The sequence below is a fragment of the Teichococcus globiformis genome (assembly GCF_042646265.1).
Taxonomy (GTDB): Bacteria; Pseudomonadota; Alphaproteobacteria; order Acetobacterales; family Acetobacteraceae; genus Pseudoroseomonas; species Pseudoroseomonas globiformis.
Genome location: NZ_JBHRTN010000003.1, coordinates 124,826 through 147,934 on the forward strand (window position 1 = coordinate 124,826; position 23,109 = coordinate 147,934).

Consider the following 23,109-nt stretch of genomic DNA (forward strand, 5'->3'; position numbering starts at 1 on the left):
ACTAGATGTGGTGTGTGGACCACTCTGCACGTCACATGGACGGCTCGTCGCCTAAGCGCCTGACGTAGCATGAAGTTGCCGGCCAGAGCAGTGCAAAGCGCGCAGGACCGACAGAACACGATCCAGTATGGTGAAGCTCGCGTAGGCTGGGCTCACGCAGCGGGAGAGATCTGCGCCCGGCCCTTCAACCCGCCTCAGGAGCACTGGTAGGATGTCGGACATCCTGGCGCTAAGGGGGTGGCGCGGGCCCGCTACCCCGCCTACCTTCGCACCAAGCGCCGGCCCGGAACGAGGCCGGTCCCTATCCCCAAGGAGACGACGCCATGGCTCTCACCGGAGAAATGCTGATTGGCGCTGCCGCACTGCGCGGTGGTGAATCGGCGGTGCACGGCATCAACCCCGCCACTGGCGAAACGCTGCAGCCAGCTTACGGCGGCGGCGGGGCAGCCGAGGTCGACCGTGCCTGCGCTCTGGCGGCGGCGGCTTTCAACAGCTACCGCGAAACCACGCCCGAGGTCCGCGCCGGCTTCCTGGAGGCTTGCGCCCAGGCGATCCTCGACATTGGTGACGAGCTGATCGAGCGCGCCTGCGCCGAGAGTGGGCTGCCGCGTGGCCGTATTGAGGGCGAGCGTGGCCGCACGGTGGGCCAGCTTCGCATGTTCGCCGCCGTGGTGCGCGATGGCGGCTACCTCGATGCCCGCATCGATCCGGCTCAGCCGGAGCGCACGCCGCTGCCACGCTCCGACATCCGGCAGCGCCACATTGCGGTGGGGCCCGTGGCCGTGTTCGGCGCCTCCAACTTCCCTCTGGCCTTCTCGGTGGCCGGCGGTGACACCGCCTCGGCCCTTGCTGCAGGCTGCCCGGTGATCGTGAAGGCGCATTCGGCCCATCCCGGCACCTCGGAGCTGGTCGGCCGCGCCATCCAGTCGGCGGTGAAGAAGTGCGGCCTGCCGGAGGGCGTGTTCTCCATGCTGTTCGGCTCCGGCGCCAAGGTGGGCTCGGCGCTGGTGGCCGATCCGCGCATCCAGGCGGTCGGCTTCACCGGCTCCTTTGCCGGCGGCACGGCCCTGATGAAGACGGCGCAGAATCGCCCGCAGCCCATCCCGGTTTATGCCGAGATGAGCAGCATCAATCCGGTCTTCCTGCTGCCCGGCGCGCTGCGCAAGCGGGCCGAGGCGATCGGCAAGGGCTTTGTCGGCTCCCTGACCATGGGCGCCGGGCAGTTCTGCACCAATCCCGGCCTTGTGCTGGGCGTCGAGGGCGAGACGCTGGACAGCTTCCTGGCCTCGGCCAAGGCGGGGCTGGAAGGCGCCGGGGCGCAGACCATGCTGACCCCGGGCATCCACAAGGCCTACAAGGAGGGGGTGGAGAAGCTGTCCTCCAACAACCGCGTGCAGACGGTGGCCGAGGGCAAGCCGGGCGAGGGCGGCCCCTACATGGGCCGTGCCGCCCTGTTCACCACCACCGCCGAGCATTTCGCGGCCGACCACGCATTGCTGGAGGAGGTGTTCGGCGCCGCGTCGCTGGTGATCCGCTGCCCGGACGAGGACACCATGCTGCGCCTGGCCGAGGGCATCGAGGGCCAGCTTACCGCCACCATCCAGATGGAGCCCGAGGATCTGGAGCTGGCGCGCAAGCTGGTGCCGGTGCTGGAGCGCAAGGTGGGCCGCATCCTGGTGAACGGCTACCCCACCGGCGTCGAGGTCGGCCATGCCATGGTGCATGGCGGGCCCTTCCCGGCGACGTCTGACGGCCGCACCACCTCCGTCGGCAGCCTAGCCATCCAGCGCTTCCTGCGCCCGGTCGCCTATCAGGACTTCCCGGCCGACCTGCTGCCGGAGGCGCTGAAGGACGGCAACCCGATGGGTCTGTGGCGCCGCACCGACGGCGTGCTCGGCCAGGGCTGAGGGCATCAAGGCGCGCCGCTGCCGGGAACCTGACAGGGGCGCGCCGGCTTCGATATTGGCGTGCGCTTCCTCCGCCGCCATGCTTGGCTGCCGCCGGCAAGGCGGCGGGGAAAGCGCTCATGACGCAGTTGAACGGGCAGGTTGTGCTGGTCACCGGGGCGCAGCAGGGCATTGGACGTGCCATCGCCCTCGCTAGCGCACGGGCGGGTGCAGATGTGGGGGTGAACTACCTCGACGATGCGGCGGCCGCAGAGGCGCTTTGCGCAGAGATTGCAGCACTGGGCCGGCGCGGCGTCGCCTTGGCGGCGGATGTTTCGAGCCCTGCGCAATCGGCCGAGCTGGTGGAGCGGGCTGTGGCGCAGCTGGGCCGGCTGGACGTTCTGGTGAACAATGCGGGCATCTTTCCGCGCTGCGATTTCCTGGCCCTGACCGAGGGGGACTGGGACAGCGTGATCAACACCAATCTCAAGGGCTCCGCCTTCTGCGCACAGCACGCAGCCAAAGCCATGATCGCCCGTGGCCGAAGCGGCGCCATCATCAATCTCAGCTCCAGCGCCATCCGCGGCACTCCGCTGGGCGCGCATTACGCGGCCAGCAAGGCCGGGATGATCGGCTTGACCCGCTCCATGGCGCTGGCCCTGGCGCCGCATGGCATCCGGGTGAACGCCGTTGCTCCGGGGCTGACGGACACGGCACAGCCACGCCACGGCAATAGTGACGCGGAACTCGCCGCCATGGGAGCGGCTCTGCCGCTCGGCCGCATGGGCCAGCCAGCGGATATCGCGGAGCTAGCGGTGTTCCTGGCCTCCGGCGCTGCCGGATGGATCACGGGCCAGACCTACCACATCAACGGCGGCGGCTATTTGGTCTGAGCGGCACGCCGGAAGCCAGTTCTTCGACCCCCGAGTTAAGCCGTGGCGGCTTCGGTTTGCCGGTCAAGATGGGCCACCAACTCCGGCGGCAGCTTCAGCCGGTGTGCCAAAGCTTGGAGGTAGGCGCGTTCTGCCGGCTCATCCGGGTCCACCGCCAGCCGTGACACCAGATAGAGTTCCGAAGCCTGCTCCTGCGTCGTGGCCGCCGCCGCGACCTCGCTGACACCGATTGGCGCATCCAACGTGTCGAACACAAAGGCCTTGGCCTCGGCATCCAGCCCCGCGTCCTCGATCTGGGCGAAGATGCGGCTGCGCTCCTCCGCATCGATGTGGCCATCGGCCCGAGCGGCGCCGATCATGGCGCGGATCAGCGCCAGCTCGAAGGGTTCACCGCCTGCGGCGGGCCTGGCTTCCGGCAGGAAGCGGGCATCCACCCGTGCCGCATCGTCCGGCGTGGCTACCGGCGCCGAGGGCGCCTGCCGTCCCGCCTGCCAGTTCTGGAAGGCACGATCCGCCAGTGCCCCCAGCACCGCGGCGCCGCCATGGCTAAGCAGGCCGCCACCACCCTTCCTTTTACCCTTCTTGCCCGTTCCCAATAGCACGGACATCAGCCCGCCGGTCGCTGCCGCGCCAGCCAGACCGCCCAGCCCCCGGCCGGCACCGCCGGATTTGCCGCCACCCTGACTCAACACCTGGCGGGCGGCTTCGGCAAGGCCGCTCATGTTGCCGCCTCCCCAGGCCGAGGAGGAGGGCGGCTGCGCGGGCGTGCCGCCCGGATTGGACCAGGGCGAGGGTGCCTGGTTGCCGGAGCTGCGCCCCGGCACCTGCGCGGCACCGAGGAACTGGTTCAACAGAGCCTTTGCGTCGATCATGCCCGGACAGATCGGGTGCCGGCCTGCCGATCGCAAGATTGCGGTCTATTCATCTTCCGGAGAGTTGGCCCGGAGCGGGTACTCAGGCCACCTTGTTGACCAGCGTTCCGCCCTGCTCAAGGGCCGCGACGTTTTGCAGCAGCAGCCGGATCACGTTGCGCTCGTAGTACTGGGTCTCTCCCGCGGAATGCGGTGTGATGACCGTGTTGGGGGCCGTCCAGAGCGCGGAGGAGGCGTCGAGCGGCTCCTCGACAAAGGTGTCCAGCCCGGCTCCGCGGATCTTCCCGGCGTGCAGCACCTCGGCCAGCGCCGCCTCGTCCACCACCGGGCCGCGCGCCACGTTGATCAGGAAGGCGGAAGGCTTCATCGCCTGCAGCACCTCGCGCGAAACGATGCCGCGTGTTTCCGGCGTCAGCGGGCAGGTCAGCGCCAGCACATCGGCCTCGGCGGCCAGGGCCTTCAACTCCTCCGGCCCGCGCAGCTCGATGCCATCGGGATGGGCGCCGGAGCGGTTCCGCTTCAGGCCGATGACGCGCATGCCGAAGGCCTTGGCCAGCCGCGCCAGGCGCCCGCCAATGCCTCCCAGGCCGAGAATCACCATGGTGGAGCCTTCCAGCTCCGCCTCGCGCTGTGCCGGATCGGAAATCATGCCGCGCCACTCGGCCTTGCTCTGGTTCTGCACCGCCTCGTTGACGCGACGCGTCAGGCTGAGCAGCAGAGCCATGGCATGGTCGGAGACCGCGTTCACATTGACGCCCTGGCCGCTGCAAAGGTGCACCCCACGTGCGCGGAAGGCGTCGAAGCCGTAGCGATCGGTGCCAGCGCTGATCGACTGCACCAGCTTCAGGTTCGGCGCCTTCTCCAGGATGTCATCGGTCCAGAAGCCGGAAATCACCAGCGCCTCGACATCGGCGAGATTGGCCATCAGTTCGTCCTTGGTCTTGAAGACCTTGGCGGCGCCGGTCCACCCTTGCTGGCGCAGCGCCGTTTCAAGGTCGTAGGCGCCGTGGGCGAGGCAAAGAACGGGCGCGTCGCCCTTCCAGGGTTTGGCCATGGGGAAGTGTCTCCTCAGGATCTCAGGCGAAGTCGCGCGGGCGGATGCCGGCGTGGAAATAGCTGATCATGGAATAGATGTCGTAGACCGGCAGCCCCACTGCGCGCTGCAGCGCCGCCGCATAGGGCGGCATGTTGGTGCATTCCAGCACGATGGCGCCAACATCGGGGTTCTTCGTCACCAGGGCACGACCGGCGGCGATGATGTCCTCCTCGGCCAGATCGACATCCATGTCGTCCTTCTCGGCCTTGATCAGCACGCGAAAGAATTCCCGGCCGTTCTCCGTACCTTCCACAGGGATGTCGGCCGGCACGCCGGCGGCTTCCAGGTGGCGCGGGGTCAAGGTGGCGCCGCTGACGGTGACGAGGCCAACGCGCTTGCTTGGCGGCAGCATGGCCTGCACCCAGGGCACCTGCATCAGCGAGGATGTCGCGACCGGCACGCCGACATGCGCGGCGATCTCCTTCTGGAACAGGGACAGGAAGCCGCAATTGGTGGTGATGGCCTCGGCGCCGAGACGCACGAGATCTTCCGCCGCAACCAGGAAGTCGTCCAGCAGCCCCGGCGCGCCATTCAGCACCACCTTCTCCGGGCTGGCGCCGCGCACCACGCGATAAAGCACCGGAAACGGCCAAGTCGCCCCATTGCCCATGTCGCCCAGGATGCGCGGGAACCGTGCCTCCAGCATCAGGATGCCGAGCGGCGCGCCGTAGACGGCCTTGCCGCCCTTGGCGATGCCGCGTCGGATTGTTGGGGAGGGGAGGCTGGTCATGGCGGAGCCTGCGCAGTGACGGTGTGCGGAACAGTCTGCGGGCAGGGGCGAAACCGCGTCAAGACTGTGTGTTGACCTGTATGCACTTCTGTTCCTAACGTCGGTTGGAATGGATGCCGATCCCGACACCGCCCCGCTGCGCTCTGCCGACCGCGTCTACGGACGCGTCAAGGCCATGGCCATCAGTTATCGCCTGCGGCCCTCGGAGCGGATCAACGAGGTGGGCCTGGCCCGCGAGCTGGGTGTTAGCCGCACACCGCTGCGCGAGGCGCTGAACAGGCTCGCGGCGGAAGGCTTCCTGGAAGCGACGGTCAACCGTGGCTATTCCGTGCTGCCGCTCGACCCGAAGCGCGTGCTGACGCTGTACGAATACCGCGCGATGCTGGAGATCGGCGCGGTGCGCCTGGCCGCTGAGCGCCGCACGGAGGCAGGATTGTCCGAGCTGGACCGGTTGGCGCACCAGACCCAGGCCACGATCGAGCAGGATGCCTTTCTCAAGCTTTCCGCCGACGAGGCCTTCCACAGCCACATCGTGGCACTGGCCGACAATGCGGAGATGCTGCGCTCCATCCGCTCGCTGAATGAGCGGATGCGCTTCATCCGCTGGATCGACCTGGACAAGGGCGGCCGTATCAACTGGATGGACGAGCATGTCCGGCTGGTGAACCTTTTGCGCGTCCGCGACGCCGAGGCCGCCGCGGCGCTGCTGCGCACGCATATCGACCGCCGTCTCGACCGCATCACCGAAATGATCCGTGACGGCTTCGCCGAGATCTACACCGGCAACACCCTGGCCGCCCGCATCCTGGGCGACACCGCCTGAAAGAAACCAAGCTCCATGTCCGACATCACCTATCTGGACCAGAATGCCCGCCGCTCCCGCGCCGTGGTGCATGGCGGCACCGTCTATCTGGCCGGGCAGACGGCCGACGACCGTTCCGCCGACATTGCCGGCCAGACGCGGCAGGTGCTGGCCAAGATCGACGAGATGCTCGCCGCCGCCGGCAGCGACAAGTCGAAGCTGCTCAGCATCACCATCTGGATCGCCGACATGTCCGACTTCGCCGCCATGAACCAGGTTTATGATGCCTGGGTGGTGCCCGGCCACACGCCGGCGCGCTGTTGCGGCGAGGTGAAGCTGGCTTTGCCGGACATCAAGGTCGAGATCATGGCGGTGGCCGCGTGCTGAAAGGTTGAATGCCATGAGCCGTCATGTTGTCGTCATCGGGGCCGGCATTGTCGGCGCCGCCAGCGCGCTGGAGCTGCTGCGCGACGGGCATCGCGTCACCATCCTGGACCCCGCGCCGCCGGGCGGCGAGCAGGCGGCGAGCTATGGCAATGGCTGCTGGCTGTCGCCGCAATCGGTGATCCCGCCGGCCGGGCCGGGGGTGTGGAAGAAAGTGCCGGGATTCCTGCGTGACCCGCTCGGTCCGCTGGCCATCCGCTGGTCCTATCTTCCGAAGGTGCTGCCCTGGCTGGTGAAGTACCTGCTTTCAGGCTGGACCGAGGAGAAGGTGCTGCGCATCGCCCAGGCCATGCAGCCGCTGCTGCATGACGGCCCGGCGCTGCACCGCAAGCTGGCGGCCGAGGCCGGGGTGCCCGAGCTGATCGAGCATCGCGGCGACATGTACATCTATCCCGACCGCGCGACCTTTGAGGCGGAGGCGATGTCCTGGCGCATCCGCAAGCAGGTCGGCATCGACTGGATCGAGCTGGACGAGAACGAACTGCGCCAGCGCGAGCCGGAGCTGGACCGCCGCTACAAGTTCGGCGTGCTGATGGAGATGGGGGGGCACTGCACCGATCCCGGCGCCTATGTCGCTGCGCTGATCAGCCACGCGGAATCGCTGGGTGCCGAGCTCAGGCGCGTCAAGGCCACCGGATTCCACGTCGAGAGCGGACAGCTGAAGGCCGTACGCACCGATGCGGGCGAGATCGCCTGCGACACGGCGGTGATCTGCGCTGGCGCCTATTCGAAGCAGCTCGCCGCCGCCGCCGGCGACAAGGTGCCGCTCGAAACCGAGCGCGGCTACCACGCGGTGCTCAGCGACCCGGAAGTGCGCCCGCGCACGCCCATGATGCCCTCGGACGGCAAGATGGCCATCACACTCACGCGCCAGGGGCTGCGCTGCGCTGGCCAGGTGGAAATCGCCGGCCTCGATGCCATGCCCAACTGGAAGCGCGCCGAGATCCTGCGCGACCACCTGCTGCGCTCCTTCCCCGGCCTGCCGCGGGACCTCCCGGCGGAGCGCGTCAAGGTGTGGATGGGCCATCGCCCCTCCATGCCGGACGGCATGCCTTGCCTCGGGCCCTCGCGCAGCTCGCCCGACATCGTGCATGCCTTCGGCCACGGCCATGTCGGGCTAGTGGGGGCGCCACGCACCGGCCGCCTGGTAGCCCAGATTGTTGGCGGGAGGGAGCCGGAAATCCCCATCGCTGCCTTTTCGCCGCAGCGTTTCTGACGCCCGGCCCTGCATCCCGGCGCCCAGGCCGGGCAAGCTGCGCAAAGCGGCACACTCAACACGGCGCAACGCAACCCAATGCAGGCTCCCGGGCGCCGGGAGCCGAGAGGACGTCCGCATGTTCCAACGCCATTTCTTCTCCGCCCTGGCCGGGCTGACGCTGCTGGCCGGCGCCGCCGCACCTGCGACGGCGCAGGGCTCCCGCTCCCTCGATACGATCCGCGCCAGGGGCGAGCTGGTCTGCGGCACCTCGCCCGATCTGCCGGGATTCGCCTTTCTCAACGAGAAGGGCGAGTTTGCCGGGCTCTACATCGACTTCTGCAAGGCGCTGGGCGCCGCCATCCTGGGCGACGCGAAGAAGGTGCGCTACGTGCCCACCACCTACGCCAATCGCCTGACGGCGCTGCAATCGGGGGAGATCGACCTCCTTTCCTCCAACACCACCTGGACCATGCCGCGCGAGGCCTCGCTCGGCCTGCAGTTCACGGGTGTCCTGTTCTATGACGGGCAGGGCTTCCTGGTGTCGAAGAAGCTGGGCGTGAAGACGCCGCGCGACCTCGACGGCGCCAGCGTCTGCGTCCAGCCCGGCACCACCACCGAGAAGAACCTGGCCGATTACTTCCGCGCCAACGGCATGAAGCTCAACCCCGTCATCATCGAGAGCGTCGAGGAGATCCGCAACGCGCTGACGGCGGGGCGCTGCGATGCCTTCACCGTCGGAACCTCGACCCTGGCCGCGTTCCGCGAGGGTTTGGGCGGCCGCAAGGACGAGTATGTCGTTCTGCCCGACCTGATCAGCAAGGAACCGCTTGGCCCGGTGGTGCGCAAGGGCGACGAGCGCTTCTTCGACGTGGTGCGCTGGACGCAGAATGCGATGATCCTGGCCGAGGAGTTCGGGATCGATAGCGGAAATGTCGAGGCCCGGATGAAGGACACCCAGCCGGATGTGCAGCGGCTGCTCGGCACCACCGACGATTTCGGCGCCATGTTGGGGCTGAAGCGCGACTGGGCGGTGCAGGTGATCCGGCAGGTTGGCAATTTGCGCGAGGTGTGGGACCGGCATGTCGCACCCATGGGCCTGCCGCGTGGCCGCAACGCCCTCTACACCGAAGGCGGGCTGAACTACGCGCCGCCCATCCGCTGACAATCCCCCGAAGGGGTTCTGCGACGCTGCAAGGGATGCCATCCCCTGCAGCCGAGATCCATCGTGCCAGCACGTTCCAGGCAGATTTTCGGAGCCTGCAGCCTTCTGCAGCCGGGCAGCAACCCTCCCGCCTCCGACCGGGTGGGTAGCAATCCCCGCCGCTTCCTGCATCATGCCCGCCTTGATTCGCAGGAGGTCGCCCCATGCCCCAGCTCGATCCCGGCGCGCGCCGCGCCATTCTCGATGCCACCGTCGCGCTGGAAGCAGAGGCGATCGCCGCGCTGGAGCGCCTGGTCCGTTGCCCGTCCACCTTGGGCAACGAGGCCTCGGCACTGGACGAGATGGCGCGCAACTACGCCGCGCTGGGTCTCGCACCGCGTCGAGTAGCCACCGTACCCGACCAGCTCGCGGCGCATCCCGGCTTCTCCCCGCCGCTGGTCTCCTATGAAGGGCGGGACAATGTGGTGGCGGTGCACCAGCCGCGTGCCAGGGCCGGGCGCAGCCTGGTGCTGCAGGGACACGTGGATGTCGTGCCGGAAGGCGCCGCCGATCTCTGGGTGACGCCGCCCTACGAGCCGGCAATCCGCGACGGCCGCATGTATGGACGCGGTGCCGGCGACATGAAGGCGGGCGACATCGCCAACGTCATGGCGTTCCGTGCCCTGCAGATGGCCGGGCTGCAGCCCGCCGCCGAGGTGCAGTTCCACTCGGTGATCGAGGAGGAATGCACCGGCAACGGCGCCCTGGCCTGCATGCTGGCCCTGCCGCGCTGCGACGCCGCCATCATCCCCGAACCGGGGCCTGGCTTCGATGCCATCTACACGGTGGAGGTCGGCGTGGTCTGGGCGTGGGTGACCGTTACCGGCCGGCCAACCCATGTGCGCGAGATGCAGGCCGGCATCAACGCCATTGAGGCCGCCTACCACATCTCGCGCCTGTTCAAGGAGTATGAGGCGGAGATGAACCGGGCGGAGAACATCCATCCCAGCTTCTTCGGCGAGAACCATCCGGTGAACGTCAACTTCGGCACCGTGCAGGGCGGCGAATGGAACAGCTCGGTTCCTACCCGCGCGCGCATTGGCCTGCGGGTCGGCGTCATGATGGGCAACACCGCGCGCCAGGTGAAGGCGGATATCGAGCGGCTGGTGGAGCGCGCCCGTTCCGAGGACGCGCTGCGCGGCGCCAGGATCGAGTTGGAGTTCAGCGGCTTCATGGCCGATCCTTGCGTGTTCGACCAGGAGGCGGAAATCGTGCGCCTGACGCGCCGCAACTTCGCCGACACAGCCGGCCGTGAACTGCGCGACTACAAGGCGGCGGGTCTGACCGATGGCCGCTTCTTCAACCTCTACCAGAATGTTCCGGTTGCCTGTTTTGGACCGGAGGCTGATGCGATTCACGGCATCGATGAAAGCGTCAGCCTGAACAGCTTCCACGCGACAACGCGCGCCATTGCGCTGACGATGGCGGAATGGTGCGGAGTTGAGAAGGCATGAGCATGAGCAGCAATCTCCCGGTTTCCGGCGCCCGCCTCTGGGACAGCCTGATGGAGATGGCGAAGATCGACGCCACGGCCAAGGGCGGCAACAACCGCCAAACTCTGACGGATGGCGATGCACGGGCCCGTGGCCTGCTCCGCTCCTGGGGCGAGGCGCTTGGCTGCACCGTCAGCGTCGACCGCGTCGGCAACATGGTGCTGCGGCGGGAAGGGCGCGATCCTTCCCGCGCGCCCGTCGCCATGGGCAGCCACCTCGACACTCAACCGACAGGTGGCCGGTTCGATGGCGTGCTGGGCGTCCTGGCCGGGCTGGAGGTGCTGCGCGCCCTGCACGAATCCGGCACCGAGACGGAGGCGCCGGTGGTGCTGGTGAACTGGACCAACGAGGAGGGTGCCCGCTTCTCCCCGCCGATGATGGGCAGCGGTGCCGCCATGGGCATCTTTACCGAGGAGGAGGTGCTCGCCAAGCAGGACCCCGAAGGCCTGACCTTCGGTGACGAACTGCGCCGCATCGGCTGGCGGGGCGAGGCCGATCCGGCGGAGCTGCGCAAGCTCGCCGCCTATTTCGAGCTGCATATCGAGCAGGGTCCGATCCTGGAGAAGGAGGGCCTGCCCATCGGCATCGTCGATCGTGGCCTGGCGCAGTTCTGGCTGGAGGTCACGGTGGCCGGCGAGGAGGCGCATGGCGGCTCGGCAATGGGGCCTCGCCGCGACGCCATGATGGCTGCAACCTATCTGGTGCAGGAGGTCGAGACGGCGGCGCTGGCCGCGGGCGAGGGCCGCGGCACGGTAGGCCGGCTGACCGTGCAGCCCGACAGCCGCAACGTCGTGCCTTCGCGGATCTGGTTCAGCGTCGACTTCCGCCATGGCGATCCGGAGGCGTTGGACGGCATGGTGAAGCGCGTGAAGGATCGCGCGAAGGAGATCGAGGCCGAGCGCGGTGTCAGCATCGACGTCAAGGATTTCTGGTACTCGCCACTGACGCCGTTCAGCGAGGATCTTGTGGCGGCCCTGAAGCGTGCCGCCGAGGGACGCAACCTGCCCTATAAGATCATGCCCACCGGCATCGGCCACGATGCTGTCTATGTTGCGCGGGAAGTGCCGACGGCCATGATCTTCTGCCCCTGCGAGGGCGGCATCAGCCACAACGAGGCCGAAAGCATCACCCCTGAATGGGCTGAGGCCGGGCTGGTGGTGCTGGCCGATGCCGTGCTGGCCACGGCTGGCCGCGCGGTGCCTGCCTGACGCCTAGACGGCGAACACCTCGTTCAGGCGGCCTTCCGTGGCGCCATGCTGCAGGAAATGCTGCAAGGGATTGAGGCCGGCGGCGGCGACGTCGGGATTGGCGGCGAGATAGGCGGCCGTGTTGAAATCAGTGCTCGCCGCCCGCCCTTCGCGCCACCCCCATTCATTGTAGTGCGCCAACGGATCGAGTCCTGCTGCCGCCACATCCGGGTTGCGCGCCAAGTAGAAGGAGGTGTCGAAATAGCCGTTCGGGTCGCGCTGCTCGGCGCGGCCCCAGGCGTTCCAATGTTCGCGCGCGTCGAGGCCGGCCCGCGCCACGTCGGAATTGGCCAGCAGGTAGTATCCGGCGTCAAACGCATCCGCTGCAGCGGCGCCAATGGCCGGCGCGATGCCGCGACCCTCGGCTTGCCCGTAGGTCAGGTAATGCACCAGCGGATCGAGCCCTGCCGCCGCCACATCCGGATTGCGGGCGAGATAAGCCTCGATGTCAAAGCCGGCGGAAGGGTCGCGGCCCTCGCGCCAGCCCCATTCCGCATAATGCACCAGTGGATTGAGCCCGGCCGCCGCCACGTCGGGATGGCGCGCCAGATAAGCATCAACGTCCAGCAGCGCGTTCGGATCATGGCCCTGGCGCCAGCCGGACGCATTGAAGTGCACCAGCATGTCCGCACCCTGCGCCATCGCCCAGGGGTAGCGCGCCGCATAGAACACAGGATCGAAGAGTGGCCCACCCGAGCCCAGGAACACGGCGCCGTCGGCGAAGTTGATCTGCTCCACCTGTTGCAGCGTGTTGGAGCCCAGGGTGCTCCACAAGGTCATCGAATCCCCGTGGCGAACCGATACGTGGTCCGCGGCGCGCAGCGACAGCAACACGGTGTCATGCCCTGTGCCGCCATCCACGATGTTGCGGCCCGGCCCGGGGTCCAGGAGGTCGTTGCCTCCGCCGCCTTCCAGCCGGTCATGGCCGCGTCCGCCGTTCAGGCGGTTGGAATGGTCGTTGCCGGTGATCCAGTCATCCCCGTCGCCGCCGACAGCATGCTCGATGACGGTGTTCGCGCCCAGGGAGAGTGTTTGCCCCGCGATGCGGCTGGGCTCAGCGCCCGACAGGTCGATGCGGGCCGCGCCGGTCAGCGCCGCGCCGTTGATGGTGTCCTCCCCGCTCGTATCCTGCAGCACGCGGCGCGCCGGGTCGGCGGCGAGCGTGGCGAACTCATCGGTGAAGACGTGCCGTGTGTTGTTCGACGCCGCGGCGCCCAGCACGGTCAGCGACCATCCCGCCAGGTTACCTGTGTTGCCTGCTGCCAGATCCTCGACCCGCACCCGCCACTCACCCTGCGCGGCCTCGCCCAGGAACTGGGTGCTGCCCAAGGTGAAGACGAGTGACCCGCTGGCGGGATCGTAGTTGCCGAGCCCAGGCCGGTCGAGCAGCAGGCTTTCCGTGCCGGAAGGGGAGATCAAGGTGATGCGCAGGTCGCCGATGCGTTCGTGCCGCAGGTCGATGCTCAGCTCGGCACGTTCCACGGCGATGGCTGAGCCGATGGTGACGGATTGCTCCACCCGTGCGTTGTCGGCGAGCACTGCGCCGCTGTTGTTGCCGGCGCTGGTCTGCAGAAGGTTGGCGGCCGTGGAGGTCACATCCCAGCTCTCGGCCAGCCGCACCGCCGCATGCGCGTCGATCATGCCGAAGCCCGAACGGCGCGAAGCGTGCAGCCCGCCACCATTCCAGTCGTCGGCCGCATTGGTGAACCAGCCGGCATTCGTGTCCGTCATACGGGCCGACAGCGCCAGAATGGTTTGCACGTCGCGGTAGCCCAGGCCGGGGTTGGCCTCCAGCATCAGGGCGACGGCGCCGGTGGCGATGGGCGCGGACCAGGAGGTTGCGGTGCCCGGTGCCACGATGAGCAAGGCGGCGCCCGGATTAGACATCGGCGCCACGACGCCATTCTCGAAGGCTGCACCCACCGTGATGGTGTGCCGGTCATTCGCGTAGCTGTGGGTGTTGACGTCGTCGCCCTGCTGCGCCGCATTGCCCGCCGAGCGCACGAACACTGTGCCCAGCCCGCCGCGTCCCTCCGTCGCAGCACGGGCAATGGCGGCTGCCGCGCCGGCATAGGCGGGCTGTGCAAAATTATCCTGGAAAAGGTAGCCGGAGCGGCCCCAGGAATTATGCGAGACATCCACTTGCGCCTGCAGCGCGAGCAACTCGGTTTCCTGCGCTACCGTCCGGTTGCCCGGCATGTCGAAGGTGTAGGCGACCAGCGTCGCACCGAAGGCCGCGCCTATGCCATCGATGCCGTTATTGGCGCGCCCCACCAGCAGCTCAGCCACCTGTTGGCCATGCAGGTCGGTGATGGGGGATGTGCCGCTGGCGGTCACCCCTGCGGCGAGGTCCAGCTGGCCTGTCAGCTCGGGCTCCTCCGGCCAGCGGCGGGTGTCGATCTGGCCGATCCGCACGCCCTGGCCGGAATATTCATCGTACAGACCAGTCAGCTTGGCGGTTCGCAGCGGCCATTGATTGGGAAAATCCGGATCGTTGAAAACCGCCACCAAGATACTCCCGCTTGAAAATACAGCCGAAATCGTAAACCGCTGCCGCGCTTTTGCACGATAACTCCTGGTGAGCGGCTTCGCCTTGCCCGTCCCGGGCGGCGGGGCCACAGTTTCGCCGCCGGTGCCGCGGATGCGCCGGTACCAGACAGGCAGGAGATGGAACTTGGCAGGCATGGCTCAGGGCGAACAGGGAATCGGCGGGATGGCTAGCGAGGAGCCCGCGCGGCCCCGGCGCATCGCCATGGGCGGCTTTCTGCACGAAAGCCATTCCTTTGCGCCTCGTCCGACCGGTTGGGCCGAGTTCCGCCACCCTGGCGGCCTGCCGCCCTTCCAGCGCGGGCCCGGCACCATCGAGGCCCTGCGCCCCACATCGGCGGGCTTCGCCGGGGCGCTGGCCGAGGCCGAGTCGCGCGGCTTCGAGGTCGTTGCCCTGCCATGGTGCTTCGCCAACCCGGCAGGCCCGGTAACGCCCCAAGCCTTCGAGCGCATCAGCGCCTGCATGGTCGCCGACCTGGTCGCTGCGCTGGATCAGGCACCGCTGGACGGCGTTTACCTGGACCTGCACGGCGCCATGGTGGTGGAGGGCTTCCCGGATGGCGAGGGCGAGCTGCTGCGCCGCATGCGCGCAGTGCTGGGCCCGGATGTGCCGCTGACCGCCAGCCTCGATCCCCACTGCAACCTGACCGAGCAGATGGTGCGGCTGACCGACGCGCTCTCGCCCTACCGCACCTATCCGCATGTGGACATGAAGGCGGCCGGAGCGCGGGCCATGGCGCTGCTGGCGCGGCGCATCGAACTGCGGCGCCCTTTCGCCAAGGCCTTCCGCCAGGCCGATTACTGGACGCCGTTGTCCTCGCAATGCACCATGGTTGAGCCCATGGCCGGCGTGTACGTCGTGCGGGCCGAGCTGGAAGGGCGGCCGGGCCTGCACGAGATGGCCTTCTGCTTCGGTTTTCCGTACGCCGATTTCGCGGATTGCGGGATGGGCTGGGCCGCCTATGCCGACGATCAGGGCAGCGCCGATGCCGCCGCCGACACCTTCGCGGCGATGCTGGACGAGCGTGAGCCGCTTTTTGCTGGCGGCGCTATCCCCGCCGCCGAGGGTGTGGCCGAGGCAGTCCGCCTCTCCGCCACGGCCACGAAGCCGATCCTGCTGGCTGATACGCAGGACAACCCCGGCGGCGGTGGCCACGGCGACACAACCGGATTGCTGGCCGAGCTGGTGCGCCAGGGCGCGCCCGCCGTGCTGGGGCTGATCAACGATGCGGACAGCGCGGCCGCTTGCCATGCGGCGGGGAAGGGTGCACGGCTGACCCTCAAGCTCGGCGGCAAGTCCGACGGCGTGCCGCTGGAAGCCGAGGTGGAGGTGCTGCGGCTGACTGATGGCCGATTCACCTGTGGTGGGCCGATGAACGCGGGCAACCCGGCCGATCTCGGCCCCACCGCGCTGGTGGCGATCGGAACGGTCAGGGTCATCATCGTTTCGCGCAAGATGCAGGCGCACGACCAGGCGCTGTTCCGCCACATCGGTATCGAGCCGGCGGCGGAGAAGATCCTCGCCCTGAAGAGCAGCGTGCATTTCCGCGCCGATTTCCAGCCGATCGCAGAAGCCGTTCTGGTGGTGGCGGCGCCCGGTCCGGTGCTGGCCGATCCATCCTCGCTGCCCTTCCGCAACTTGCGGCCGGGGCTGCGCACCAGGCCACGCGCCGCCTGAGCGCGGCCGGTGGCCCTGACCCTCGGTCACCGCCTATGCTGCCGGCAGGGCGGCCGGCAGGGCCGCGGAGGAGGGAACGAGGATGAACCGCATGAACCCGGCGGCGCGGCTGCGCGCCGCAATGGCCGAAGGCATTGTGATGGCGCCCGGCGCGCCCGATCCGCTGACCGCCCGCATGATCGAGCAGGCGGGTTTTCCTGCCCTCTACATGACTGGGCTGGGCGCCACGGCGATGCGCCTCGGCATGCCGGATCTGGGATTGCTGACCCAGGGGGAGATGGCCGACCATGCCCGCAACATGACCCGTGCCGTCGCCATCCCGGTGATCGCGGATGCCGATACCGGCTATGGCGGTGTGCTCAACATCCACCGCACTGTGCGCGAATACCTCCAGGCCGGCGTCGCGGCCCTGCACCTGGAGGATCAGGTGGCGCCAAAGCGTTGCGGGCAGCTTGCCGGGATCCGGCTGATGGAGCCGGCGGAAGGCGCGCAGCGCCTGGAGGCGGCCGTGGCTGCACGGGGCACCGACGAGATGCTTATCATCGGCCGCACCGATGCCTTGCCGGCTGCCGGCATTGACGAGGCGCTGGAGCGCGCCCGGCGCTACCAGGATACCGGCATCGACCTGGTTTTCGTCGATGGCATCAAGACGATCACGGAAGTCGAGGCGATCGCGCGCGCCATTCAAGGTCCCAAGGTGATGACCGTGGTGGACGGCACCGAGACGGTGCGCCTGACGGCGGCAGAGCTGCAGCAGATGGGCTTCAGTGTCGTCTTCTACGCCGTCAGCACGCTGTTCACAATGGTCCGGGCTGTTGGCGAAACATTGGCCGAGCTGAAGCGTGCCGGAACACCGCGCGGCCGGGCCGGCGCCATGGCGAGCTATGCGGAATTTTCTGCAGTGGTCGGGCTCGGGGAGCAACAGCGCTGGGCTGAACGCTTCGGCGGCTGATGCCACAGTCGCGCCATGCGGCGTCAGTGGTGCATGCCCAGCGCGGCGACCGATCGTGCTCCCGTCCTTTTCGTGGGGCTGCCTCGGGATCGTCGCCCAGGGCCGCGGATCGGCCTCCGTGCCAGCACAGCCCCGAGAGGCTCAGCCTCGGGGCGGAGATGCGGATTTCAGCCGGATCCGCCTACCGGCAACCTCCGCCCCGCCGCTCGAAATCTAGAACGCGACCTTCGCGCATCTCAAACGTCACCTGGCAGGGCATGGGCTCCGAGGCTCCACCACCAAAGCCAAAGCCGATCCCTGTGCCGACGCCTATCCCGCTGCCATAGCCGAAATTGCCGCCGCCCACGCCAAGACCGAAGCTGGGGCCTGAGGAAACCGGCGCGGCCAGCCCTGTGAAGTCATACTGCAGATAGCGCCGGCCCTCACCCTCGTAGACACGGTTCGGCACGCCGAGGCTGTTGACCAGCGTGATCTCAGGCTCGCCGACATAGGTCGCCATGCGGCGGTCGAACCCGCTGCCCTCGGAAGCACAGCCAGTCAGTAGGCCGATCCCCAGGATCGAGGCAAGGATGGGTGGTGCTGCGGCCATGGCGGTCTCTCCTCTCAAATGCTTTCACTCCTGAAACGCGGCCGAAGGCAACAGGTGTCAAGCAGTGCCGGACACGCGTCATTGACACTGTGATTGGAACGTTCCATTCTTTCGTCGAGGCTGGTTGCGGATCATGCAGAGAGTACGCATCAAGGATGTTGCCCGCGAGGCGGGTGTGGCTCTGTCCACCGCCGCCCTTGCGCTGCGCAACGACAACCAGCTGCGCGAGGAAACGCGGCGGGCGGTGCGCGACGCCGCGGCGCGGCTCGGCTATGTGTATGACCGCTCAGCCGCGATGATGCGCTCGGGCCGATCGCATACGGTCGGCCTGCTGGTCTGCGAAATCACCAACCCTTTCTACGCGGAGCTGACCGCGGGGGTGGAGGCGGCGCTGGAAGAGGCGGGCTTCGCCACCATGCTGGCCAACACCGGGGAATCCGTGACACGCCAGCGGCGAATGCTGGAACGGTTCCGCGAGCAACCGGTGGATGGTGTGTTGATGATGCCCGCCTCCGGCACCCCACCCACGTTGCTGGACGATCTGGAGCGCTGGGGCCTGCCGCATGCGACGGTGGTGCGCGGCTTCCGGCGCGGCGCCCATACCGGCCCCGACAACCGTGGTGGAACGCGGCTGGCCACGGAACATCTGCTTGGCCTTGGCCACCGGCGCATCGCCTTCCTTGGCGGTGCTGCCAAGAACTCTGTCACCGCTGGGCGGTGGGAAGGCTATGCGCGCAGCATGGCGCGGGCCGGGTTGGAGCCGGTGCAACTGGCCTGCCGCACCGACATCGGCGAAGCCGCGGCGCTGGCGCAGGACCTGCCGCATGACGGTCCGACCGCCCTGGTCTGCTTCAACGATTCCGTGGCCTTCGGTGCCATGCTGGGCCTTTCGCGCGCCGGCCGTGTTCCGGGCCGCGACATCGCCGTCACTGGCTTCGACGACATCCGTGAGGCCGCGCTGTGGCATCCGCGCCTGACCACCATCAGCACCTCGCCGCGCCAGATGGGACAGGCGGCGGCAAGGGTTCTGCTGGCGCGCATCGCTGATCCGGACGCTCCGCCGCCCCGCGAAACCATTCGTGCGCAGCTGGTCGTCCGCGAGTCCTGCGGTGCGAAACTGAACGGAGGAGGATGCTCCTCCGGCTAGTCTTGCCTTCTGGACTGCACAAGAACCAATCAACAGGGAAGGAAGTCCGGTGCCCGATACAGCCATGCCCTTCGCCGCGAGCGACTGGCACACGGCCCTGCGCGACGCGGCCCGGCGTTTCGCCGAGCACGAGATCGCGCCACTGGCCGCTGAACTCGATGAAACAGAGCGCTATCCCGCCGATCTTTACCGCCGTCTGGCGGAAGCCGGCCTCTTCGGCATCAGCGTCCCGGAGGTGCTGGGAGGTGCCGGCGCCGACGCGCTGGCCTACGCGCTGGTGATGGAGGAGTTGTCGCGCGGCTATGCCTCGGTGGCCGACCAAGTCGGATTGGTGGAACTGCTCGGTACGCTGCTGACCCAGCACGGCACTCAGGATCAGCAGGAACACTACCTTCGTCCCCTTCTGCGTGCGGAGCGGCGCTGCGCCTATGCTCTGACCGAGGCGGAGGCGGGCTCCGATCTCGCGGGGTTGCGCAGCCAGGCCCGCCGGCGGGGCGAAGGCTGGGTGCTCAACGGAGCCAAGCTCTGGATCCACAACGCGCCCGTGGCCGATTTCGCCGCCGTGCTGGCCCGCACCGATCCGGCGGCCGGGCATCGCGGCATGTCGATCTTCCTGGTCGACCTCGAAGCGCCTGGCGTGACGCGTGACCGCAAGGAGCACAAGATGGGCCAGCGCGCTTCCCCCGTTGGCGGCCTGCGCTTCGAGGATGTTGCGCTGCCTGCCGAGGCCCTGCTGGGGCAGGAAGGTCGCGGCTTCCACATGATGATGTCCGTGCTGGACAAGGGGCGCATCGGCATCGCCGCCCTCGCCCTCGGCATCCTGCAGGCGGCACTCGAGGACAGCATCGATTACGCCAAGCAGCGCAAGCAGTTTGGGCAGGCCATTGCGGAGTTCCAGGCCGTGCAGTGGATGATCGCCGACATGGCCAGGGACGCGCACGCCGCGCGGCTGATGGTGCATCACGCGGCGCAGCGCCTCGATGCCGGCGAGCGTGCGACAGTGGAGGCCAGCATGGCGAAGAGCTTCGCTTCCGATGCCGCGGTGGCGCGCACCGCCGATGCGGTGCAGATCCATGGCGGCTCGGGCTACATCCGTGGGGTCCGGGTGGAGCGGCTCTACCGCGACGCCAAGATCACGCAGATCTATGAAGGCACCAACCAGATCCAGCGCATGATCGTCGCCCGGAGCCTGCTGGCATGAGCCCGCAGCGTCCATTGGCCGTGGTGACGGGCGGCCGCCGCGGCATCGGCCGCGCCGCCTGCGTGGCGCTGGCAGGCCGTGGCTTCGACGTGCTCGCCGCCGACATCGCGGAGGAGGGGGTGCGGGAAACCGCCGAGGCCGTGCGCGCCGCCGGCGGCCACTTCCATTTCCACTTGCTCGACATCGCCCGGATTGAGGATCACGAAGCCTTTGCTCGACACGCCTTCGGACTGGGCGAGATAGCTTGCCTTGTCAACAATGCCGGTGTCGGCGCCATGCGGCGCGGCGACCTGCTGGAGGTTTCGCCGGAATCGTGGGACCGCGCCTTCGGCATCAATGCACGTGGCAGCTTCTTCCTGACCCAGTGCTTCGCCCGCCATATGCTTCAGGCGCAGCAGGGCACTACGCCGCGGAGCATTATCTTCGTGTCGTCCGCCAATGCCGCACTCGCCTCGCCGGATCGTGCCGAATACTGTGCCTCCAAGGCAGCGGTGTCGATGATGGTCAAGGTCCTGGCCTTGCGCCTGGCCGAGGCTGGCATCGGCGTGCATGAGATCCGTCCGGGCGTGATCCGCACCGACCTCACCGCGCCGGTGGCCGAAGCTTACACGCGACGCATTGCCGAAGGCTTGTCCCCTATCCGGCGCTGGGGCGAGGCGGAGGATATCGGCCGCGCCATCGCCCTGCTGGCGGCCGGGGAACTGTGCTTCACCACTGGCGACGCGCTGCACATCGATGGCGGACTGCATGTCGGCCGCCTGTGAACTCAGCACCAGGGAGATACAAGGCATGGAAGACCGCAGGCTGCACTACGATGACGTTGCCGTCGGGATGGAGTGGGAAACCGGCGGCATCCAGGTGACGGAGGCGCATCTTTTCGCCTTTGCCGGATTGTCCGGGGATTTCTACGAGATCCATACGGATGACGAGTATGCACGCCGCCTCGGATATCCGGGCCGGGTGGCGCACGGCATCCTCGGGCTTGCTCTGGCCGACGGATTGAAGAACCGGGCGCAGACCCAGCTCGCCGCCATTGTTTCTCTCGGCTGGCGCTGGCGCTTCAGCGGCCCGATCTTTGTCGGCGACCGCCTGCAGGCGCGCATCCGCATCACCGCCCTGCGCCCCACGCGCCATGCCGATCGCGGCATCGTCACGCTGGATTTCGATCTGCGATCACAGCGCGGCGACACGGTGCAGCAGGGCGAGAACGACATGATGATCCATCGCCGGGTCGCCGTGTCGGCCGGGGGCTAGGCTTCCCAACCCTCGATGCCGAGCCAGGCCGCGGCGAGCCGTGCCTGCCCTTCATGCATGGCGCGGCCTGTCACCGTGGGGCAGCCCCGCTCGCGTGCGGCGGCAACCAGCGGTGTCACCTCGGGGTTCGGAATCACATCAGCTACCACCTGATCCTGCCGCAGCTGCCGGATGTCCAGCGGCAGCGGATCACCCGGCGAAAGGCCCATGGGAGTGGCGTTGATGATGATGTCATGGCCCGCCAACTCCGCTATGCCCGCGCTGGTGGAAAGCGCCGGATAGCTTTCCGCCAGCTGTGCCCTCAGGCGCTCCACCCGGCCCGCATCGGAATCCACCAGGGAAAGATGCGCGGTGCCGGCACGCGCCAGGGCAAGAGCGATGGCGCGGCCCGCTGCCCCGCAGCCCACCTGAAGGATGCGCGCACCGCGCGGTGCATGCCCCGTGCGTTCCAGCCCGTCGCGGAAGCCCTCGCCATCAAACATCTCGCCTTCCCAGGCACCATCGCCGATGCGGCGCACCGTGTTGACGCTGCGCGTCAGGCGGGCGGTAGGGCCAAGAGCGTCCAGCAGGGGAACCACCGCCTCCTTATGGGGCATGGTGATCACCAGTCCGTCCAGGTTGCCGATGCGCCGCAGTCCTTCCCAGGCCGCGGGCAAGGTGCCCACCGGCAGCTGGATGGGGATGAAGGCCGCGTCGCGGCCAAGCCTGGCGAAAGCGGCGTTGAACAGTGCCGGGGAGCGCAGTGGCGCCACCGGATCGCCAAGAATTCCGAAAAGGCGTGTGGCGCCGGTGATGCCGGTCATGTGCGTTCCTTTGTATGCCGCAGCAGATCCTCGATCAGGCGCTGGGCCGGCAGCGCCGTGCGCGCATCGCTGATCGGTCTGCGCCCAGCCGCCATCGCGTCCAGCATGTCGGCGATCAGGGTGCGGTGTGGACCGTGGTCGAAGGCCATGGGATCGGCGCCGCCGCCGGCAGGGGAAAGGCCGATCCGCTCGACACCGTTCAGTCCGTGCAGCGTCAGGTGACTGCCCTCCAAAACGGCTGACCCTTCCGTGCCGGCAATCTCGATGCGTTCCGGGTAGCCGGGCTTTGCCACGGTGGTCGCGTCCAGCACGCCGATGGCACCGTTCTCGAAGCGAAGAGCGGCTCCCACGATATCCTCGGTGTCAATGGCGCGCAGCGGCGAGGTTTCGGCGAAGCCGGCCACGTTCCGGCAAGGACCGGCGAGATGCAGCAGCAGGTCGATGGTGTGGATGGCCTGGGTCAGCAGCACGCCGCCTCCATCGCGCGCCATGGTGCCACGGCCTGGCTCGGCGAAGTATGCCGCATCCCGCCACCACCGCACGGAAGCACTGGCGCTCAGCAGCCGGCCTAGCTCGCCCGCCAAGATCGCCTCGCGCAACCTCAGGGCACCGGGCCGGAAGCGATGCTGGAGGCAGACGCCGCAGGCGATGCCGTGCCGCTCGGCAAGCGCAACCAGCGCCTCGCCCGCAGCCACGTCGCGCTCCAGCGGCTTCTCCACGATCATGGCATGTCCGGCGGCGGCGACATCGGTGGCGATGGCGCCGTGCGTGCCGGGCGGGGTCAGAATGAGCACCAGCCCCAGCCCGGGCTGGCGCAACAGCTCTTGCTGCGTCGCAAACACCGGAGCATCCCATCGGCGGCGGAAGGTGTCTCGCCGCTCTGCCGAGGGTGAATGGCCTCCGAGCAGGCTGACGCGTCCCTCCCGCTCCAGATCGCGCAGCGCCAGCAGGTGCGGCGCCGCCGCCATGCCGAGACCGATCAGGCCGACACCGACAGGGCTGTCCATGCTCATCTTCCCCTCGCAGAGCCTTGCGCCGGAGTTGTCCAAGGATTTATTGGAACGTTCCGATCTTGC

At 68.2% G+C, this 23,109-nt stretch carries 21 protein-coding genes; 14 read left to right on the top strand and 7 right to left on the bottom strand.

What is annotated here, in order from left to right:
* Window positions 1-323: 323 nt before the first annotated feature.
* Together ACFOD4_RS01370 and ACFOD4_RS01375 are read left to right on the top strand one after the other, a co-directional pair.
* Window positions 324-1,907: an aldehyde dehydrogenase (NADP(+)) gene (locus tag ACFOD4_RS01370; RefSeq protein WP_379592829.1), complete on the top strand. Its 1,584-nt coding sequence runs from the start codon at window positions 324-326 to the stop codon at window positions 1,905-1,907.
* Window positions 1,908-2,026: 119 nt separating this feature from the next.
* Entirely contained in the window at window positions 2,027-2,779 is a 753-nt protein-coding gene (locus ACFOD4_RS01375; protein ID WP_379592831.1) for an SDR family NAD(P)-dependent oxidoreductase, read from the top strand.
* A gap of 35 nt (window positions 2,780-2,814) precedes the next feature.
* On the opposite strand, the gene ACFOD4_RS01380 is transcribed toward ACFOD4_RS01375, so the two are convergent.
* The 3 genes from ACFOD4_RS01380 to ACFOD4_RS01390 all read right to left on the bottom strand — a co-directional run bounded on the left by ACFOD4_RS01380 (window position 2,815) and on the right by ACFOD4_RS01390 (window position 5,477).
* Window positions 2,815-3,651, bottom strand: coding sequence for a tellurite resistance TerB family protein (locus tag ACFOD4_RS01380; protein WP_379592833.1), 837 nt, complete (start codon window positions 3,649-3,651; stop codon window positions 2,815-2,817).
* Between the two features lie 82 nt (window positions 3,652-3,733).
* Complete coding sequence (locus ACFOD4_RS01385) at window positions 3,734-4,705, bottom strand: D-2-hydroxyacid dehydrogenase (RefSeq protein WP_379592835.1); 972 nt, start codon at window positions 4,703-4,705, stop codon at window positions 3,734-3,736.
* Between the two features lie 22 nt (window positions 4,706-4,727).
* The gene (locus ACFOD4_RS01390) at window positions 4,728-5,477 is read right to left on the bottom strand and encodes an aspartate/glutamate racemase family protein (protein ID WP_379592837.1); all 750 of its coding nucleotides are present in this window, start codon (window positions 5,475-5,477) and stop codon (window positions 4,728-4,730) included.
* Between the two features lie 109 nt (window positions 5,478-5,586).
* On the opposite strand from ACFOD4_RS01390, the gene ACFOD4_RS01395 reads away from it, so the two are divergent.
* From ACFOD4_RS01395 to ACFOD4_RS01420, 6 genes are all read left to right on the top strand, one after another.
* A complete protein-coding gene (locus tag ACFOD4_RS01395) occupies window positions 5,587-6,300 on the top strand; it encodes a GntR family transcriptional regulator (RefSeq protein ID WP_379592839.1) in 714 nt (237 codons plus the stop codon).
* A 15-nt stretch (window positions 6,301-6,315) separates the two neighbouring features.
* Window positions 6,316-6,666, top strand: coding sequence for a RidA family protein (locus ACFOD4_RS01400; RefSeq protein WP_379592841.1), 351 nt, complete (start codon window positions 6,316-6,318; stop codon window positions 6,664-6,666).
* Between the two features lie 13 nt (window positions 6,667-6,679).
* Window positions 6,680-7,939: an NAD(P)/FAD-dependent oxidoreductase gene (locus ACFOD4_RS01405; RefSeq protein ID WP_379592843.1), complete on the top strand. Its 1,260-nt coding sequence runs from the start codon at window positions 6,680-6,682 to the stop codon at window positions 7,937-7,939.
* A 118-nt stretch (window positions 7,940-8,057) separates the two neighbouring features.
* Entirely contained in the window at window positions 8,058-9,083 is a 1,026-nt protein-coding gene (locus ACFOD4_RS01410) for an amino acid ABC transporter substrate-binding protein (protein ID WP_379592845.1), read from the top strand.
* A gap of 203 nt (window positions 9,084-9,286) precedes the next feature.
* Entirely contained in the window at window positions 9,287-10,576 is a 1,290-nt protein-coding gene (locus tag ACFOD4_RS01415) for an ArgE/DapE family deacylase (RefSeq protein WP_379592847.1), read from the top strand.
* A 2-nt stretch (window positions 10,577-10,578) separates the two neighbouring features.
* On the top strand, window positions 10,579-11,823 hold the full coding sequence (locus tag ACFOD4_RS01420; RefSeq protein WP_379592849.1) for a Zn-dependent hydrolase: 1,245 nt from the start codon (window positions 10,579-10,581) through the stop codon (window positions 11,821-11,823).
* Window positions 11,824-11,826: 3 nt separating this feature from the next.
* Here the strand turns inward: ACFOD4_RS01420 and ACFOD4_RS01425 are convergent, their stop codons facing one another.
* The gene (locus ACFOD4_RS01425; RefSeq protein ID WP_379592851.1) at window positions 11,827-14,370 is read right to left on the bottom strand and encodes a proprotein convertase P-domain-containing protein; all 2,544 of its coding nucleotides are present in this window, start codon (window positions 14,368-14,370) and stop codon (window positions 11,827-11,829) included.
* Window positions 14,371-14,575: 205 nt separating this feature from the next.
* Between ACFOD4_RS01425 and ACFOD4_RS01430 the strand changes: the two genes are divergently transcribed.
* Both ACFOD4_RS01430 and ACFOD4_RS01435 read left to right on the top strand, forming a co-directional pair.
* Window positions 14,576-16,087 carry a M81 family metallopeptidase gene (locus ACFOD4_RS01430; protein ID WP_379592853.1) on the top strand — a complete coding sequence of 504 codons (1,512 nt, stop codon included), beginning with the start codon at window positions 14,576-14,578 and terminating at the stop codon, window positions 16,085-16,087.
* Window positions 16,088-16,169: 82 nt separating this feature from the next.
* Window positions 16,170-17,039 (top strand): isocitrate lyase/PEP mutase family protein, encoded by an 870-nt coding sequence (locus ACFOD4_RS01435; RefSeq protein ID WP_379592855.1) that lies wholly within the window; start codon window positions 16,170-16,172, stop codon window positions 17,037-17,039.
* A 181-nt stretch (window positions 17,040-17,220) separates the two neighbouring features.
* Here the strand turns inward: ACFOD4_RS01435 and ACFOD4_RS01440 are convergent, their stop codons facing one another.
* On the bottom strand, window positions 17,221-17,628 hold the full coding sequence (locus ACFOD4_RS01440) for a hypothetical protein (protein WP_379592857.1): 408 nt from the start codon (window positions 17,626-17,628) through the stop codon (window positions 17,221-17,223).
* Between the two features lie 133 nt (window positions 17,629-17,761).
* Here ACFOD4_RS01440 and ACFOD4_RS01445 point away from each other — a divergent pair, with 133 nt between their 5' ends.
* The 4 genes from ACFOD4_RS01445 (at window position 17,762) to ACFOD4_RS01460 (ending at window position 21,230) form a co-directional block, all read left to right on the top strand.
* Window positions 17,762-18,775: a LacI family DNA-binding transcriptional regulator gene (locus tag ACFOD4_RS01445; protein WP_379592859.1), complete on the top strand. Its 1,014-nt coding sequence runs from the start codon at window positions 17,762-17,764 to the stop codon at window positions 18,773-18,775.
* Window positions 18,776-18,839: 64 nt separating this feature from the next.
* The gene (locus ACFOD4_RS01450; protein ID WP_379592999.1) at window positions 18,840-19,976 is read left to right on the top strand and encodes an acyl-CoA dehydrogenase family protein; all 1,137 of its coding nucleotides are present in this window, start codon (window positions 18,840-18,842) and stop codon (window positions 19,974-19,976) included.
* Window positions 19,973-20,740: a 3-ketoacyl-ACP reductase gene (locus tag ACFOD4_RS01455; RefSeq protein ID WP_379592861.1), complete on the top strand. Its 768-nt coding sequence runs from the start codon at window positions 19,973-19,975 to the stop codon at window positions 20,738-20,740. Before ACFOD4_RS01450 ends, ACFOD4_RS01455 begins: the two co-directional genes overlap by 4 nt.
* A 25-nt stretch (window positions 20,741-20,765) precedes the next feature.
* On the top strand, window positions 20,766-21,230 hold the full coding sequence (locus ACFOD4_RS01460; RefSeq protein ID WP_379592863.1) for a MaoC family dehydratase: 465 nt from the start codon (window positions 20,766-20,768) through the stop codon (window positions 21,228-21,230).
* Here ACFOD4_RS01460 and ACFOD4_RS01465 read toward each other — a convergent pair.
* Together ACFOD4_RS01465 and ACFOD4_RS01470 are read right to left on the bottom strand one after the other, a co-directional pair.
* Window positions 21,227-22,033, bottom strand: coding sequence for a shikimate dehydrogenase family protein (locus ACFOD4_RS01465; RefSeq protein ID WP_379592865.1), 807 nt, complete (start codon window positions 22,031-22,033; stop codon window positions 21,227-21,229). The two genes, ACFOD4_RS01460 and ACFOD4_RS01465, sit on opposite strands and share 4 nt — an antisense overlap.
* Window positions 22,030-23,040 (bottom strand): Gfo/Idh/MocA family protein, encoded by a 1,011-nt coding sequence (locus ACFOD4_RS01470; RefSeq protein WP_379592867.1) that lies wholly within the window; start codon window positions 23,038-23,040, stop codon window positions 22,030-22,032. The genes ACFOD4_RS01465 and ACFOD4_RS01470 overlap by 4 nt, the downstream gene beginning before the upstream one ends.
* Between the last annotated feature and the right edge of the window lie 69 nt (window positions 23,041-23,109).